Here is a 16626-nt window from a genome sequence, read left to right on the forward strand (position 1 = left end):
AGAAAGACTGACTTAAATTCTACCATGAGTCAATGACTGGGTTTGTTAAGTATATACCCTCTCACAAAAAAAGGGCCGGAGAACCGGCCCTTTTTGCTGTTGGCGGTGAGGTGGGTTGGGTGTCAGGCGCTGGCGCCCTGGACCACATATTTCATCTCGTGGCGGAGCCCCATATAGAGGCAGACGCACATGGCGAGCAGCACCACCGTGAAGGGCAGGCCCACCGTGATCGCCGCCGCCTGTAGCGCGGTCAGGGCATCCGCCCCGCCGCCGAACAGGAGCGCCGCCGCGACCACGCCCTCGATGATCACCCAGAAGATCCGCTGCACCACCGGCGCGTCGACCTTGCCGCCCGCCGTGATCGCGTCGATCACGAGGGAGCCGCTGTCACTCGAGGTGATGAAGAAGACCAGCACCAGCACGATGCCGATGGCCGAGGTGAGGGTGGCGTAAGGAAGGTTCTCGAGCATCTGGAACATCGCAAGCTCCACCTTGTCGAGACCGCCGGCGAGCGCGCCCACGTTATTGACGATCTGATCAAGCGCCGAGCCGCCGAAGACGCTCATCCAGACCAGCGTCACCAGCGTCGGGATGATCAGCACGGCGATGATGAACTCGCGCACCGTCCGGCCTTTCGAGACACGGGCGATGAACATGCCGACGAACGGCGACCAGCTGATCCACCAGGCCCAGTAGAACACCGTCCAGCCCTGCATCCAGGCCTCGTCCTGGCGGTCGACGAAATTGCTGTAGGCGACGATATTGCCAAGATAGCCGATCAGGGTGTCGCCCATGGTCGCGAAGATGATCGCCGTCGGCCCGACGAAGAGAACGAACAGCAGCAGCACCGCGGCGATGCCCATATTGATGTTCGAGAGCAGCTTCACCCCGCCGTCAAGGCCGCGGATCACCGAAAAGAGCGCGAGCGCCGTGACCACGATGATCACCGCGATCTGGGTGTTGATCCCGGCCTCGAAGCCGAACAGATAGGCAAGCCCGGCCGAGGCCTGCTGCGCGCCGAAACCGAGCGAGGTGGCGAGCCCGAACAGCGTCGCCAGCACCGCCACGGTGTCGATCACATGGCCGAAGAAGCCCCAGCTGTGATCGCCGATCAGCGGATAGAAGGCCGAGCGGATGGTCAGCGGCAGCCCCTTGTTATAGGAAAAGAAGGCGAGCGACAGGGCCACCACCGCATAGATCGCCCAGGGATGCAGGCCCCAGTGGAACATCGTCGCGCTCATGGCCATGCTGGCCGCCTCCGGCGTGCGCGCCTCAACGCCGAGCGGCGTCTCGTACCAGCCGGTGTAATAGGCTGTCGGTTCGGCGACCGACCAGAACATCAGCCCGATGCCCATGCCCGCCGCGAACAGCATCGCGAACCAGGACATGGTCGAGAATTCCGGCTTCGCGTCCTGACCGCCAAGGCGTATTTTGCCGACCGGCAGGACGATCAGCGCCAGGCAGAAGATCACGAAGATATTGCCCCCCAGCATGAACAGCCAGTCGAAGGCCCCGATCGACCACCATTTCGCGCCGTCAAACGCGCCCTTTGCGGCGCCCGGCGCCATCAGCACGCCCAGCACGAACAGGATCACCAGGCCAGACGACACCCAGAAAACGGGGTGATGCACATCCATCCCCCAGCGTTGCAGGTTGCTTTGACCCACCTCATAGTCGGTTTCGTATAAGTCTTCACTCATATTTTCCCCCATGTTTCCCCGGGCATGACACATGTTATTTCGCTTTTTCCGGGAGTTACAGGATACTTGCGTCAATGCTAATGGACCCTAACAAAACCGACGGTTTCTGTCCAATCGCGGTCCCCCGGTCGCGACCAACGAGGGGCGCCGGAGCGGACGGGGCGGGGCCGATATCAGGAGTGAACTGGCGGTTTTCCGGGCTACTGGCGGAAATTCACCCGGCTGTTGCCATGGCCGTCGGCGCCGATGACGAGGGTGCCGTTGCCGATAATGCGGACGTCGTAAAAATGCTTATGTTCGAGATTGTCGAGCAGCCCCTTATAGAGCACGACGGCGTAGATCTCGGTCTCGTCGATCTGATAGGTTTTGGCGGCGATCCGGCCGCCGGAAACCGCGACGACGAGCAGTTCCTTCGATTTGTCCTTCGAATAGAGGATGATCTTCTTCACCTCCGCCGCCTTGCTGCCGGAAAGGTCGAATGTGATGTCTGCCATGTTGGCGTCTCCTTTTATTGCCGTATTGCGCATAAAAGGGAGACGGGCGGGCAGTTCGTCTTGTGAGGAAAAGAGGCGGTGCGGCGCCGAGATTTCGCTTTCAACCGGCCGGGATTTCTGCGTATTCTCAGGCGAAAAGGGAGGGCGCATGGGCGACAAACTCTATTTCGAGGATATCACAAAGGGCGATAAATTCGCCGGCGCGACGGTGACGGTGGAGCGCGCGGAAATGCTCGATTTCGGCCGCCGCTTCGATGACCAGCCGATGCATTTCGATGCCGCCGCGGCGAAGGCGATGGGTTTTCCGGATGTGGTTGCCTGCGGCGCCTATACCTTCGCGCTCTCCTCCAAGGCGGCGACGAAGGTCTGGCAGCAATGGCATTTCCTGCCCTCGGGCCTTGGTATCGAGCTCGATTTCCTCGCGCCGCTGTTCGCCGGCGATGTGCTGACGACGGAGATGGAGGTGCTGGATACCCGGCCGAGCTCGAAGGCCGGGCGCGGCTGGCTTGATACCGTGCTTCGCTGCACCACGCAGGAGGGCAAGCTCGCCTTCACCACGAAAGCGCATTTCCTGCTGCTCGGGCGGCCGGATCAGGGCGGGGCTGAATAATCAGGAAAAAAAGCCGTCCGACGGGAGTAGGGACGCCGGACGGCAAGGTCAGGACCATGAAAGGGGAGACCAGATCATGGCCCAGCGGGAATAGCTAGAATGAGCGGGACAAGGCGACGGAGAAGATACCGCAGGCATCATCACATTGACTGCTCGGAAGGTCGGTGTCGGTCCAGCCGGCGCTGAGGCCGAAACCGGCAATTTCGGTCGAGATACTGATGCCATAATCCATATAGTCATCGGTGCCCCAAGCGGCATTGTCGTCAATCGTCTGGTAGCCGATCGTGCCGCTTAAAGTGAAGTAATCGCCAAGCGGGATATCGATGCCGCCATGGGTGTAGAAGGCATCGCCGCTGTCCCCGAAATATTCGGGTGAATAGTTGACGCCGGCATTGACGGAAAGAACGCCGAAGTCATAGCCGACAGAGGGGGCAATCTCGAAAAAATCGTAGTTCAGATTGCCGTCCGCGCCGGGATAGGTGTAGTAGATGGCCGAAAGATCCCAGCTGAAGGCGTCGATGCTGCCGCCGACGCCCGCATAATAGTCAATCTCGATCGTCGCATCGCCGAATTTCACATTCGACGCCCAGACCCCGGCGCTCACGGCGGCCGGACCGAAGTCGTAGGAATAATCGAAACCGCCTTGGACGGCGGGATTATTTCCGGTTTGCGAGATGCCGCGGAAAATATAGTCGGAAGTCAGGGAAATATTCGCCGAGAACTCGCCGGGAACGTCGCTCTCCGCAACCAGCGGCTCGGCGCTGGCGAGGGACGCGGATGTCACTGCAATCATCGGGATAATAAGATACTTGGAAATGGTCATTCGGCTAATTCCTATACGCATGGTTGATGGTTCCAAGAATTGCAAAGGCTGTGCCAGAAAATAATGTGTATATTTTTCAATGGGTTGGAAAAATCGCTTCGCAACCGCACCCTAAAATTGCCTGGTTTTTCATCATTTTTTGTTGCGACGCAGCATTTTCGGCTATTTTTTGGGCAGCAAGTGGCTGGCGGCGCGGGGCGTTATCGCCTACATTGGCCCTGACTTTCAGGAGGAGAGACGCGTGCAGGCGGATATCGAGCGAAAACTGGCAGAGGCGACGGCGTTGCAGCGGCGCGGCGATTTGGCCGCGGCGGCGGCGATTTACCGGCAGATTCTGAAGATCGAGCGGCGTCTCGCCCCGGCCCATTACAATCTCGCGCTGATCCAGAAGGAGGAGGGCAAGGCGCTGGCGGCGGAAAAATCCTTCCGCGCCGCGATTGCCGCCGATCCTGCCTATAAATTGGCCTGGCGGGGGCTGGCGCGCTTCCTGTGTGAGAAGGAAAAGTTCCGCGAGGCCGTGCGCGCCGGGCTGAAGCTCGCCGCGCTCGATGATTTTGCGCCGCCCGCGCTGCAGGAACTGGCCGACCTGCTGGAGCGGATGCCGGTCGGCGATCTCGGTCCCGCCGGGGACGAGGCGATGCTGCGCTGCCTCAATACGGACGAGGTGGAGAGCGACCGCTTTATCCTCACCCTGCTCGCCCGCATCAACCGGCAGGCGGGCATCCGCAAGATGGCCAGCGGGGCGGAGGCGCTCGGCGTGCTTACCGGCGCCTTTAACGAGCCGGTGATCGCCGCCGCCTTCTCGAAGCTCATCCTGCCCTCCGCCGAGATCGGCGAATGGATCGCGGCGGCGCGGAGCAGCATCCTTGCGGGCGATGCCTTCCCCTCCTTCGAGGTGATCGCGCTGCTGGCGTTGCAGCTCGCGCTCGGCGAATATGCGCTGGAGCCGCCGAACGGCGAGCCGCCGGTGGTGACCGATCTTGAAAGCGCGCTGATCGCCGCGCTCTATGGCCGGATCGAGCCGGAGATCGCCGATGAAATCCTCGAGAAGGGGGAGGACCTGCTGGAGGCACTGCCCTGGTGCCGTCTCCTGCTGATCCGCATGGGGCCGCAGCAGCTCCGCGAATGGCAGCTGCGGGGGACCTTGCCCTGCCTCTCCAGCAGTGACGATGCGGTGTCAAAGGCGGTGCGCGAACAATATGAGGAAAGCCCCTATCCGCGCTGGCGCGGCCTTAGAAGTGGCGGCGAGACGACGCTCCCGGCGCTGCTCAAGTCCCTGTTTCCCGGCACCGCCTTCGCCGCGCTGCCCGACCGGCCGAAGGTGCTGATCGCCGGTTGCGGCACGGGGCGCCATGCGCTCCGGACGGCGCGGCGGATTACCGGATCGAAGGTGACGGCGATCGATCTATCGCGCACCTCGCTCGCCTATGGCGCCCGGCAGGCGGAGGCACTCGGCATCGACAATGTCAGCTTCGCCGAGGCGGACCTGGTGGCGCTTCCCGAAACCTTCGGCCGGTTTGATCTGATCGAGGCTTGCGGTGTCCTCCATCACATGGGCGACCCGGAGGCGGCGTGGCAGGGCCTGCTCGATCATCTTGCGCCCGCGGGCGTGATGAAGGTCGCGCTCTATAGCGAGGAAGCGCGGCAGGACGTTGCCGCCGTCCGTGACATGGTGGGGGAGGAGCGGATGGAGACGCTCACCCTCGACGATATCCGTCGGCTCCGGTCCGATATCCTGGCGCTGCCGGACGACCATCCGGCGAAGGAGGTGACGAAGGAGCTTGATTTCTACTCATTGAGCGGTTGCCGCGATCTGCTGTTCCACCGCCATGAGCAGCGCTTCGATATTCCGCGCATCAAGGCGGCGATCGAAACGCTCGGGCTCGAATTTCTCGGCTTCGAATTCACCGAAAGCCGCGTGAAGAAGGCCTATCGCGCGCGCCACAAGGACGATCCCGCCGGGCGCAACCTCGCCAACTGGGCGGCGGTGGAGGCGGAGCACCCGGCACTCTTCCGCGGCATGTATCAGTTCTGGTGCCGCAAGCAGAGGCCGTAGCGCCGAGCAAATTTGCTGCACTGCAATATAATTCTTTGCATTCGGGGGTTGTTCGGTTATAGTGCGGCCTTACGAAATTCCCCGAAATGGAAGAGATATATTGATCAAGCCAACGCTTGCCGCTGTTACCGGTTTGCTGTCTGCTGCCGGTGGCCGACGCGCTGAACCCCTTCGCTTTACCCCTGCCCGCGTGAAGACCGAGATTTTATCCGGCCTGACGGTCGCGCTCGCGCTGGTGCCGGAGGCGGTGGCCTTCGCCTTTGTCGCCGGGGTGCATCCGCTGGTCGGGCTCTATGCGGCCTTTATCGTCGGGCTGATCACGGCGCTGATCGGGGGGCGCGCCGGCATGATCTCCGGTGCGACCGGGGCGCTCGCTGTCGTCATGGTCTCGCTGGTCGCACTGCACGGGGTGGAGTATCTGTTCGCCGCCGTCGTGCTGATGGGCATCTTGCAGCTTCTCGCAGGCATCTTCCGGCTCGGGAAATTCATCCGCCTGGTGCCGCATCCGGTCATGCTCGGTTTCGTCAATGGCCTCGCCATCGTCATCTTCATGGCGCAGCTCACCCAGTTCAAGACCGTCGATACCTATGGCGAGATCGTCTGGATGAGCGGCGGGCCGCTGGCGCTGATGCTGGGGTTGGTGGCGCTGACCATGGCGGCAATCTGGCTGATGCCGAAGCTCACCACGGCGATCCCCGCACCGCTTGCCGGTATTGCCCTTGTCGCCGGGATCGTCATCGCCTTCGGCCTGGATGTGCCGCGCGTCGGCGATCTCGCCTCCATCAAGGGCGGCCTGCCGGAATTCCATATTCCCATGGTGCCGCTCAATCTGGAGACGCTCAAGATCATCTTCCCCTTCGCCCTGATCCTCGCGGCCATTGGCCTGATCGAGAGCCTGCTGACCCTCAATCTCGTCGGCGAGATCACCGAGGAGAGCGGCGGCGCGTCGCAGGAATGCATGGCGCAGGGCCTCGCCAATACGGTGACCGGCTTTTTCGGCGGCATGGGCGGCTGCGCCATGATCGGCCAGTCGATCATTAATATGAAGTCGGGCGGCCGGTCGCGGCTTTCCGGTATTGCGGCGGCACTCTTTCTGCTCTCCTTCATCCTCTTTGCGTCCCCGCTCATCGAGCAGATCCCGCTGGCCGCGCTGGTCGGCGTGATGTTCATGGTGGTGATCGGCACCTTCGCCTGGCAGAGCCTGCGGATCATGCGGATCATTCCGCTGGCCGATACCCTGGTGATTATCCTGGTGACCGTGGTGACGGTGCTCAGCGACCTTGCCGTCGCGGTTGTCGTCGGCGTGATTGTCTCGGCGCTTGTCTATGCCTGGAACAATGCGCGGCGCATTCATGCCGTCACAGAAATCACCGATGCGGGCGTGAAGATCTATAAGATCGAGGGGCCGCTCTTCTTTGGCTCCACCGATGGCTTTGCGGAGCTTTTCGACCTCAAGGGCGATCCCGACCTCGTCGTTGTCGACTTTATGAACAGCCGGGTGGTGGATCAGTCCGCCTTGCAGGCGATCGAGGTGCTGGCGTCGAAATATAACGCGCTCGGCAAGCATGTGCAGCTGCGCCATCTGTCGCGCGACTGTCACAAGCTCCTGAACCGGGCCGGGCAGTTGATGATCGATTCCGACGATGACCCCAACTACGGCGTGGCGGTGGATTATTCGGTCAAAACGGGAATATTGAGCGGCGGCCACTAAGGCCCCATATTGATCTTGCCTTTGCCGGGGCAGGTCCTATTCTGGTTCCCGATATCACTATAAAAAATCGGGACAAAAAAATGCTGAATAATAAAATCATCCTGATCACCGATGCGCTGCATTTTCTGGGAAAGACCGGCAGCCGTGTCATGACGGCGGAAGGCGCGACCGTCTATGCCCATGACGCGGCCTTCACCGACGCGGCCGCGCGCAAAAAATTTGAGGCGGACATCCCCGGCACGAAGGCGCTGGCCGAGCAGGACCCCACGGACATTGTCGAAAAAATCATAGCCGGCGAGGGGCGGATCGATGTGATGATCAATAATGATGCCTTCCCGGCGCTGAAGGCCGCCATTGACGAGGCGGATATCGGTGATTTCCGCCGCACGGTCGAGAATCTGATGGTGCGCGGCTTTCATTTCGCCAAGGAAGTCTCGAAACATATGAAGAAGGCGGGTCGCGGAAAAATCCTTTTTATCTCCTCCGCCGCGCCGAAGCATGGCATTCCCAACTATTCCATGTATGTGGCGGCGCGCGGCGGGACGAATGCGCTGGCGCAAAGCCTCGCCAAGGAGCTTGGCCGTTATAACATTCAGGTAAACGCGCTCGCGCCCAATTTCGTCGAGAGCCCGGACTATTTCCCCAAGGAATTGCTGGAAAACGAGGCCGCGTTCAAGAAGATCACCTCGCAGATACCGCTCGGTCGTCTCGGCACACAGGAAGAGGCGGGCGATTACCTTCTCTTCCTCGTCTCCGACAAGTCGAACTTCATCACCGGCCAGGTGCTCTATTTCGCGGGCGGCTGGGCCTGATCAGACTTTCGGCTTCTGGCTTAAGGGCATCAGGCGGGTGACATGGCCCATCTTGCGCCCCTCCCGCGCCTCTGCCTTGCCATAGAGATGCAGGCTGTTCTCCGGATCTTCGAGCAGGGCGCCCCAACGCTCCACATCCTTGCCGATCAGGTTCGTCATCACCGCGTTGGAATGGCGGTCGGGCCGGCCGAGCGGCAGGCCGCAGACGGCGCGGATGATCTGGCGGAACTGGCTGGTGGCGCATCCCTCGATCGTCCAGTGACCGGAATTATGCGGCCTGGGCGCCAGCTCGTTGACGAGGATCTGGTTATCCTTGGTGACGAACATTTCGACCGCGACCATGCCGACAAGATCGAGCCGGTTGGCGATCCGCTCGGCGATATCGATGGCCTTGTCGACGAGCCGCTTCGGGATATCGGCGGGGGCCAGCGTGACGTCGAGGATATGGTTCTTGTGGCGGTTCTCCACCGGGCAGAAGGCGGCGGTCTCGCCCCGGGCGCTGCGGGCGACGATCACCGAGATTTCCATCTTGAAATTGACGAAGCCTTCCAGGATCGACGGCGCGTCCTTCATCTCGGCCCAGATATCGTCGAGGCTGCTGGCGTTGGTGATCTTCACCTGCCCCTTGCCGTCATAGCCGAGGCGGCGGGTCTTCAGGATCGCCGGGGTCTTGATCTGCTTGACCGCCTGCACCAGCTCGTTGATCGACTGAACATTCGCGAAAGTTGCCGTGCCGATGCCGAGATTATTGACGAAGGTCTTCTCGAGCAGCCGGTCCTGGGTGATCTCCAGCACCTTCGCGCCGGGGCGGACGGGGACGATGCCGCTCAGGAACGCGACCGTGTCCGTCGGGATATTCTCGAACTCCAGCGTCACCACATCGACGCTTTTCGCGAAGGTTTCGAGCGCCGCCTTGTCGGCATAGGAGGCAACGGTCGAGCGATGCGCGACCTGCGCCGCCGGGCTGTCCTCCTCGGGGCCGAAGATATGCACGAAATACCCCATTTCGGCGGCGGCGATGGCCATCATCCGGCCAAGCTGTCCATCCCCGAGAATACCAATATGTCCGCCGGGTGCGATAACTGTCATGGAAACCTCTGTTATTTGGGGTCGAGAGCGACGGCGTCGGTCTGTTGATCGCGCCAGTCACGCACCGCCTTGGCGATGGCGGCATCGTTCAGGGCGAGGATCTGGCCCGCGAGCAGGGCGGCGTTGATCGCCCCCGCCTTGCCGATGGCCAGCGTCCCGACGGGCACGCCGCCCGGCATCTGGACGATGGAAAGAAGGCTGTCCATGCCTTTCAGCGCCTTGCTCTCGACGGGGACGCCGAGGACGGGGAGCGTGGTCATCGCGGCGGCCATGCCCGGCAGATGCGCCGCGCCGCCCGCGCCGGCGATAATCACCTTCAGCCCGCGCGCTGCCGCATGGCTCGCATATTCATAGAGGCGGTCCGGCGTCCGGTGGGCCGAGACGATTTTCGACTCATAGGCGACGCCCAGCCTCTCCAGCGTTTCGGCGGCGTTCTTCATGGTTTCCCAGTCGGACTGGCTGCCCATGATAATCCCGACTTGCACATCCCGAACGGTCATATTTTCCTGCCCCTGCGTTGACCCTGGCGGTTCGAAGCTGGCGATTATAGGCATGCCAGAAAAAGACGCAAGGGAAGCTTGCCGGTGAGGGGGCGTCATGGAATGTTTTGAATTTTCGCCATATTTACTTTAAACTTGTGTGAATATTCACTGGCGGGAGTTGGAGTACGTCATGAAAATCGGACCCATGGGCGAAAAACTGCCGGTCGGCAGGACCGCGGAGACAAAAAAGAAGGGCGCGGCGCCCTCGGCAAGCCTCTATAGCGGGAGCGAACCCCGCGACATCCATGACAGCATGAGCATCCTTGGCATTCCGGAGCCGGAACTGACGCCGAAGGTGCGCGAGGCGATCATGACCTTGATGGCGGAGGTAGAGGGGCTGCGCCAGAATATCCGCGACCTGACCCGCCGCCTCAAGGATGCGGAGGAGGTGGCGGACCGCGATCCGCTGCTGCCGATCTATAACCGCCGCGCCTTCGTGCGCGAGCTGACCCGCGTGCAGGCCTCGGTCGAGCGCTACCGCACGGAAGCGAGCCTCGTCTATCTCGATCTCAACCGCTTTAAGTCGATCAATGACGAGCTCGGGCATGAGGCTGGGGATTTCGTCCTCTCACAGGTCGCGCTGCGGCTGAAGGAGAGCGTGCGCGAAACCGACATTGTCGGGCGGCTCGGCGGGGACGAGTTCGGCATGATCCTGGCCCGCACCAAGCCCGAGGATGCGCGCCATCTCCTCGACCGGCTGCCCAAGCTGTTCGCCGAGAAGCCGATCATCTGGAAGGGAGCGGCGCTGCCGACCTCGCTGGCGACCGGCGTCGTCTCGATCCATGCGGGACAGAGCCCGGAACAGACGCTCAGCGCCGCGGACAGCGAAATGTACAAGGAAAAGCATAAAGAAAACCGCCCGCAGGCCTGATCCTCCCGCCGGCGATGGCGTCAGGCGATGATATCCGGCAGCAGCATGTTTTTCGTTGCATAGATCTGATCCTTCAGGATCAGCTTGCGTTTCTTCAGCCGTTGCAGCTGCAACGAATTGTAATTCCCGGATTCGATCAGGGCGTCGATGGCCCGATCCAGATCGCCATGTTCGGTTTTAAGCTGTTCCAATTTTGCCCGGAGCATTTCCTGCTCGTCAATTTCCGCCATTTTCCAAGGCACTCCGACAACTATTTTCCAATGAAGCGACAGCTATGCGCCCCCGCATTTCCCGCGCATATCAGGAGCGCAATAGTAACATCATTCGCCGCGAAAACCTAGCCGCGCGATGCGGATTTCGCGAATGACCGCTGGTGAAAGACCGGATGTCGCGCCCTTCGGCGGATCCGCGTCCGGCCGGTCTTCGCATCCTGCGCGGTGAATAGCCCGCCGCCGGTAAAAACCGCGCCGCCAACAAGAAGATTGATTCTTCATCCGTCCGGCAGGTATCGTAGGGGGCCGGTGACGGCGGGGCGGCGGTGGCCGCGACGAAGAGGGGGATGGGTTTTTGGCGATATTTTCGACGGCGGTTTTTCCGCCGAGCCAGCTCTGGGACTATGCGGTGAAGCTCTATAACGACGCCGGGGTGTCGGCGGCCTGCCTCCGGCTGCAGGACCGGCGCGGTCTGGATGTGAATATGCTGCTGTTCTGTCTCTGGGCGGCGGCGAGCGGGCGGGGCCGCCTCTCGGAGGAGGAACTCCGCGCCGGCATCGCGGCGGGGCAACGATGGCAGGCGGAGGTGGTTGCGCCGCTCCGTCATGTGCGCCGGTTCCTCAAGGGCCCGATCTCCCCCGCCGATAACCGGCTCGCCTCGGAACTTGGCAGGGGCGTCGCGGACGGCGAGCTGTTCGCCGAGCATATGGAAATCCAGTTTCTCAATGAAATCCTGAACCGCCCGGCGACCGGCTCCTTCGGGGTGGAGGAGCGGGGCGGCGCGGCCGCCGACAACCTCACCGCCTATCTCAACCATGTCACGGAGACCATCGATACGGAGGATCTGTCCGACCTCCTGATCATCTGGCAGCAGGCCTTCCCCGAGGCCGACCCCCGCCTGACCGGCCTGTTCGCCGCCTGATTTGAATTAAAAAAGAAAATAAGCGTAATGACCCGGTTTAGTTTTTTCGAACGATGTATTTTTCCCCTATTTATCCTTTTCGCGATCGGATTTGCCGTATCGGCCAATGCGGGGAGCAAGGAGGATGCGCTGCGAGATGCGCTGATTACCAACGGACAGGCTTGCGCAAAGAAGGGCGATCAGAAATGTGCGAAGGCCTGCCAATCGGCGTCTAAAAATATTGCGGATAAGGCCGGTGTGGACAATTGCTTCTGGCTCCACAAGAAAGCCGCGATGGGCGGCAGGCTCAAGCGCGGGGATCCCACGTTCGAAAAAATGCGGCAGCAGAGCAATATTTGTACCGGCCACCGGGATGCCCCTTGTGCAAAGGCCTGCAACGCTGCAGCGGAAGATCCGGCGAATACTCAGCTGGTTGCGCACTGTAATGGCGAATACCAGCGGGTCCTAGCTGCCAATCCACCGCCCAAGCCCAAGCCAGAGGAAAGCATGACCCTGGCGCAGCGCATCGCGCTGATGAAGGACAAGGGGGCCTATTGCAAGGCGAAAGAAAGCCATAGCCTCCCGGCTAATATTCAGCGGGCGATCATGAACTGCAAGAGAACCTGTCTCGACAAGCGGGTCAATCAGCCGAATTACCCCGAAAATCGCCGGGCAGCCGCTGTCAGTCAATGCGAGACAGCCTATTACAATGTCTATCGAAAACTCGGCAGTTAAGGGCCGGATGCAATTTTTTGCGTAAAGGAAAAAAAACGAAAAAAAGTGCTACGATTTAGTTGAAGCCATTCTCCATCACATTATCCACAATGATTGTTTTTTTGGTTTAACGCTTGTCGGGGCGGTTCACGCGGCGGAGCTGTCTCCGCGGCAGAAGCAGCTCAATAATCAGGCGGAGGCCTGCAAATCGAAAAAGGAATATGGCTGCGCGAAAATATGTCTGGTCGCGGCCAAAAATCCGGGAGATGCCGATCTTGGCGAGAAATGCGACCGGTTCTATCGGGACGCGATCCCGATGAGCAGCCAGCCCGCCGGTCAGCCGCAGCCAAAGCCCTTGCAATATACACTTCGGGATCAGGTGGGTTTTTGCAAGATGAAAAAGGACAGGTCCTGCGCCGAGGCCTGCGCAAACGCCATGAGGAAATCGAGTGATGCGTCTGCCGTCGAGCAATGCAATGCGGAGCATCAGCGGGTGCTCGCCGCCGATCCGCCGCCTCCGCCAAAGGCGGAGGAGGGTATGAGCCTGGCCCAACGGATCGTGTTGATGCCGGATAAAAAGGCCTATTGCGAGACGAAAAAGGCTGTGAATCGGGAGCGCGCGTTGCGTCGTCCGCTGGATGGCTGCATCGGCGCCTGCGGCGACAAACGGGTGACGGATCAAAGATATCCGGAAAGCCAGCGCGAGGGTTTCGTCGCCACGTGCGAACGGCTCTATTACGGCATTGTTGAAAAACTCGGGAAATAGGGGGTCAGGCGCCGCCCTTCAGCCCTGTCCATTCCCGGGCGATGTCGTTCTCGATTCCCATCAATCGCAGCAGATGGCCGGTGAACTGATCGACGATCTCGCTGGTGGTCTCGGGCTTCGTATAGAAGGCGGGGACCGGCGGGGCGATGATCGCGCCCATCTCGGACAGCTGGGTGAGGCTGCGCAGATGGCCCGTATGAAAGGGCGTTTCCCTAACGGCCAGTATAAGCTTACGGCGTTCTTTTAAACAAACGTCTGCGGCGCGGGTTAGCAGGCTCGAGGTCACGCCCGTCGCGATTTCCGACATCGAGCGGATGGAGCAGGGCACGACCACCATGCCCATGGTCGGATAGGAGCCCGAGGCAATCGCCGCGCCGATATCCGCCGACTTATGGGTGTGGGAGGCCAGCGCCTTCACCGCCGAGACGCTCATCTCCGTTTCCTGCGCGATGGTGATTTCCCCGGCCTTGGAGATGACGAGATGGGTCTCGATCCCGAGAGTTTTGCAGGCCTGAAGCAGGCGGATGCCGAGCGCCGCGCCGGACGCGCCGCTGATGCCGACGACAAGCCGTTGGTTTTCCGCCGCTTTCTTTTTGTCCGTCAAAATAATCTCGCCCCCGGGCATTGATTCATGGTCTTCGAGTTCATAATTCTGTAATATAAAGTTGTCCAGCGCTGGTGCGCCAGCGCCCTGTCGTTTCTAGCAGAGGAGATACACTATGAGCACAGCAGATCATGTAGCACAGCTGACCGAAAAGCATCATCAGATTGAGGAAAAAATCGAGAATGAACTGGCCAGCCCGTCCGCAGATCATGTGCATATCAGTGAACTCAAGCGCGAAAAACTCAGGCTCAAGGAGAAGATAGCGATGCTGTCGCGGACGGAGAAAGTAACCCATTAACGGGCCCTTATCTTCGTTCTTTCATCCAATAGTATGACGTAAGACAAGGCGCTGAAATTCGTTTCGGCGCTTCTTTTTTTACCCTCCGCGGCGTCCGGGCGGAGGGGCAGACCGCGCGGCGGAAGAGTTGGGCGCGTGGTTGGTGCCGCGTTTCGGTCCGGGCCCGGCGCGGGGTGGTGGCGCTGGTTTCGGGGTCGGAAAAACCCTAAAAAATGCCGAAACCGCCATTTGGCGATTCGTCAAGTTTTATTTTTTTAAAAAGTTTTCCACAAGCAGTTGACGCGGAAACCGGCTTTATACAATATGTAGTGGTCGATCGCGTTTTGCGGGGCAAATAACGTTCAATTAACGACACAGAAAATCGCTTATTGTTGTAATAACCGGAACGAACAACCAGCATATCCGGCAATTATTACAAAAATAAGGCAAGTTGAGCGAAATTTTATGACATGTACCCGGCCTGGCCGGTGTTGGACGCTATGAGAGTGAGAAGGGGTAAAAGCATGCTGGATACGGTCGATATGTTGACGGATATCGTACAGGTCAAAGGGGGCGCACGTGTACAGATCGACCATAGTCGGGATAAATATCTGACGGAATTCGGCAAGGCGGTCCTGAAAGACCGCTACCTGCTGCCGGGAGAAAGTTTCCAGGACCTGTTCGGCCGGGTGGCGAGCGCCTATGGCGAAGGCGATTCCCATGCCCAGCGTATCTATGAATATATCAGCAAGCTCTGGTTCATGCCCTCGACGCCGGTTCTCTCGAACGGTGGCTCGACCCGGGGCCTGCCGATCTCCTGCTTCCTCAATGAATCGAATGACAGCCTGAAGGGCATCGTCGATCTCTGGACCGAGAATGTCTGGCTCGCGGCCAAGGGCGGCGGCATCGGCAGCTATTGGGGAAATCTTCGCTCCATCGGCGAAGGCGTCGGTGCGGTCGGCAAAACCTCGGGCGTGGTGCCGTTCATCCGGGTGATGGACAGCCTGACGCTGGCCATCAGTCAAGGCTCGCTCCGTCGTGGCTCCGCGGCCGTTTATTTGCCCATCTCCCATCCGGAGATCGAGGAGTTTATCGAAATCCGCCGGCCGACCGGCGGCGATCCCAACCGCAAGACGCCGAACCTGCATCACGGCATTCTCGTCTCCGACGCCTTCATGCGCGCGGTGGAGGAGGATGCGGAATGGGCGCTGACCAGCCCGCATGATCATGCCGTCGTCCGCACGGTGAGCGCGCGCAGCCTCTGGATCCGTATTCTCACGGCGCGGGTCGAGACGGGCGAACCCTATATCATCTTCAACGACCGGGTGAACGCCCAGATGCCGGAGCATCACAAGCTCGCCGGGCTGGAGGTTAAAACCTCCAACCTCTGCGCGGAAATCACGCTCCCCACCGGGACTGATCATCTGGGTCAGGAACGGACGGCGGTCTGCTGCCTGTCGTCGCTCAACCTAGAGAAATATGACGAATGGGAAGGGCAGGAAGGCTTTATCGAGGATGTGATGCTGTTCCTTGATAACGTCTTGCAGGATTTCATCGACCGCGCACCGGACGAGATGGCGCGGGCGAAATACGCCGCGGCGCGCGAACGCAGCGTCGGCCTCGGCGTGATGGGCTTTCATTCCTTCCTGCAGGCCAAGCGCGTGCCCATGGAATCGGTCATGGCGAAAGTCTGGAACACCAAGATCTTCACCCATATCCAGAAGGGCGTCGATGCGGCGTCGAAATCGCTTGCGAAATTGCGCGGCGCCTGCCCGGATGCGGCGGATTACGGCTTTAACGAGCGGTTCTCGAACAAGACGGCGATCGCGCCCACGGCCTCCATCTCCATCATCTGCGGCGGTGCCAGCCCGGGGATCGAGCCGGCGGCCGCCAACAGCTATACCCACAAGACGCTCTCGGGCAGCTTCAACGTGCGCAACCCGCATCTGAAGGCGCTGCTCGCCGAGAAGGGCCATGACAACGAGGATGTCTGGAGTTCCATCACCGTGAAGGAAGGCTCCGTCCAGCATCTCGATTTCCTCGATGATCACGAAAAAGACGTCTTTAAGACCGCGTTCGAGCTCGATCAGCGCTGGATCGTCGAGCTGGCCGCCGACCGCACGCCGATGATCGACCAGTCGCAGTCGGTGAATATCTTCCTGCCGGCCGATGTGCATAAGCGCGATCTGCACCAGATCCATATGATGGCCTGGAAGCAGGGCGTGAAGAGCCTTTACTACTGCCGCTCCAAATCCATGCAGCGTGCGGAAGTGGTGGCGACGAAGGAGGAACTGCCCAAAGAGCTCCGCGAGCTCGCCGCCAGCCTCGCCCCCGCCATGGCCGAAGCGGTCGAGGCCGCCGGCGAAGCCGTCGATTACGAAGAATGCCTCGCCTGCCAGTAGGGCGGGGCACCCTCAACCGATTACGTTCAGAATAGATCCAGA

At 60.5% G+C, this 16626-nt stretch carries 17 protein-coding genes; 10 read left to right on the forward strand and 7 right to left on the reverse strand.

The annotated features are described in order from the left end of the window. Positions 1 to 122 precede the first annotated feature (122 nt). Both GQF03_RS07915 and GQF03_RS07920 read right to left on the reverse strand, forming a co-directional pair. Positions 123 to 1700 carry a BCCT family transporter gene (locus GQF03_RS07915; RefSeq protein ID WP_206376322.1) on the reverse strand — a complete coding sequence of 526 codons (1578 nt, stop codon included), beginning with the start codon at positions 1698 to 1700 and terminating at the stop codon, positions 123 to 125. Positions 1701 to 1900: 200 nt separating this feature from the next. After that, positions 1901 to 2194, reverse strand: coding sequence for a hypothetical protein (locus GQF03_RS07920; protein WP_161338706.1), 294 nt, complete (start codon positions 2192 to 2194; stop codon positions 1901 to 1903). 148 nt (positions 2195 to 2342) lie between these two features. Here GQF03_RS07920 and GQF03_RS07925 point away from each other — a divergent pair, with 148 nt between their 5' ends. Next, entirely contained in the window at positions 2343 to 2804 is a 462-nt protein-coding gene (locus GQF03_RS07925; protein ID WP_161338707.1) for a MaoC family dehydratase, read from the forward strand. Between the two features lie 94 nt (positions 2805 to 2898). Here GQF03_RS07925 and GQF03_RS07930 read toward each other — a convergent pair whose 3' ends face one another. Next, positions 2899 to 3627 carry a TorF family putative porin gene (locus tag GQF03_RS07930; RefSeq protein WP_161338708.1) on the reverse strand — a complete coding sequence of 243 codons (729 nt, stop codon included), beginning with the start codon at positions 3625 to 3627 and terminating at the stop codon, positions 2899 to 2901. 169 nt (positions 3628 to 3796) lie between these two features. Between GQF03_RS07930 and GQF03_RS07935 the strand changes: the two genes are divergently transcribed. The 3 genes from GQF03_RS07935 (at position 3797) to GQF03_RS07945 (ending at position 8206) form a co-directional block, all read left to right on the forward strand. Continuing rightward, positions 3797 to 5683, forward strand: a complete 1887-nt coding sequence (locus GQF03_RS07935) for a class I SAM-dependent methyltransferase (protein ID WP_161338709.1) — start codon at positions 3797 to 3799, stop codon at positions 5681 to 5683. Between the two features lie 136 nt (positions 5684 to 5819). After that, a complete protein-coding gene (locus tag GQF03_RS07940) occupies positions 5820 to 7394 on the forward strand; it encodes a SulP family inorganic anion transporter (RefSeq protein WP_380744553.1) in 1575 nt (524 codons plus the stop codon). 80 nt (positions 7395 to 7474) lie between these two features. Further along, entirely contained in the window at positions 7475 to 8206 is a 732-nt protein-coding gene (locus tag GQF03_RS07945) for an SDR family oxidoreductase (RefSeq protein WP_161338711.1), read from the forward strand. Here GQF03_RS07945 and GQF03_RS07950 read toward each other — a convergent pair whose 3' ends face one another. Next, positions 8207 to 9295 carry a 5-(carboxyamino)imidazole ribonucleotide synthase gene (locus tag GQF03_RS07950; RefSeq protein WP_161338712.1) on the reverse strand — a complete coding sequence of 363 codons (1089 nt, stop codon included), beginning with the start codon at positions 9293 to 9295 and terminating at the stop codon, positions 8207 to 8209. Between the two features lie 11 nt (positions 9296 to 9306). After that, a complete protein-coding gene (gene purE / locus GQF03_RS07955) occupies positions 9307 to 9795 on the reverse strand; it encodes a 5-(carboxyamino)imidazole ribonucleotide mutase (RefSeq protein WP_161338713.1) in 489 nt (162 codons plus the stop codon). Between the two features lie 172 nt (positions 9796 to 9967). Between purE and GQF03_RS07960 the strand changes: the two genes are divergently transcribed. Next, positions 9968 to 10708: a GGDEF domain-containing protein gene (locus tag GQF03_RS07960; RefSeq protein ID WP_161338714.1), complete on the forward strand. Its 741-nt coding sequence runs from the start codon at positions 9968 to 9970 to the stop codon at positions 10706 to 10708. Positions 10709 to 10728: 20 nt separating this feature from the next. Here GQF03_RS07960 and GQF03_RS07965 read toward each other — a convergent pair whose 3' ends face one another. Then, positions 10729 to 10938: a YdcH family protein gene (locus GQF03_RS07965; RefSeq protein ID WP_161338715.1), complete on the reverse strand. Its 210-nt coding sequence runs from the start codon at positions 10936 to 10938 to the stop codon at positions 10729 to 10731. Between the two features lie 337 nt (positions 10939 to 11275). Between GQF03_RS07965 and GQF03_RS07970 the strand changes: the two genes are divergently transcribed. The 3 genes from GQF03_RS07970 to GQF03_RS07980 all read left to right on the forward strand — a co-directional run bounded on the left by GQF03_RS07970 (position 11276) and on the right by GQF03_RS07980 (position 13301). Then, on the forward strand, positions 11276 to 11842 hold the full coding sequence (locus tag GQF03_RS07970; RefSeq protein WP_161338716.1) for a TIGR02444 family protein: 567 nt from the start codon (positions 11276 to 11278) through the stop codon (positions 11840 to 11842). 27 nt (positions 11843 to 11869) lie between these two features. Then, a complete protein-coding gene (locus tag GQF03_RS07975; RefSeq protein ID WP_161338717.1) occupies positions 11870 to 12556 on the forward strand; it encodes a hypothetical protein in 687 nt (228 codons plus the stop codon). 295 nt (positions 12557 to 12851) lie between these two features. After that, positions 12852 to 13301: a hypothetical protein gene (locus GQF03_RS07980; protein ID WP_161338718.1), complete on the forward strand. Its 450-nt coding sequence runs from the start codon at positions 12852 to 12854 to the stop codon at positions 13299 to 13301. Between the two features lie 4 nt (positions 13302 to 13305). On the opposite strand, the gene GQF03_RS07985 is transcribed toward GQF03_RS07980, so the two are convergent. Further along, positions 13306 to 13905, reverse strand: coding sequence for a UbiX family flavin prenyltransferase (locus GQF03_RS07985; RefSeq protein ID WP_206376321.1), 600 nt, complete (start codon positions 13903 to 13905; stop codon positions 13306 to 13308). A 115-nt stretch (positions 13906 to 14020) separates the two neighbouring features. Here GQF03_RS07985 and GQF03_RS07990 point away from each other — a divergent pair, with 115 nt between their 5' ends. After that, positions 14021 to 14203, forward strand: coding sequence for a YdcH family protein (locus GQF03_RS07990; protein WP_161338720.1), 183 nt, complete (start codon positions 14021 to 14023; stop codon positions 14201 to 14203). Between the two features lie 503 nt (positions 14204 to 14706). After that, positions 14707 to 16584: a ribonucleoside-diphosphate reductase subunit alpha gene (locus GQF03_RS07995; RefSeq protein WP_174238725.1), complete on the forward strand. Its 1878-nt coding sequence runs from the start codon at positions 14707 to 14709 to the stop codon at positions 16582 to 16584. Positions 16585 to 16626: the final 42 nt, after the last annotated feature.

It is taken from the genome of Sneathiella chungangensis (assembly GCF_009882935.1).
GTDB classification, from domain to species: Bacteria; Pseudomonadota; Alphaproteobacteria; order Sneathiellales; family Sneathiellaceae; genus Sneathiella; species Sneathiella chungangensis.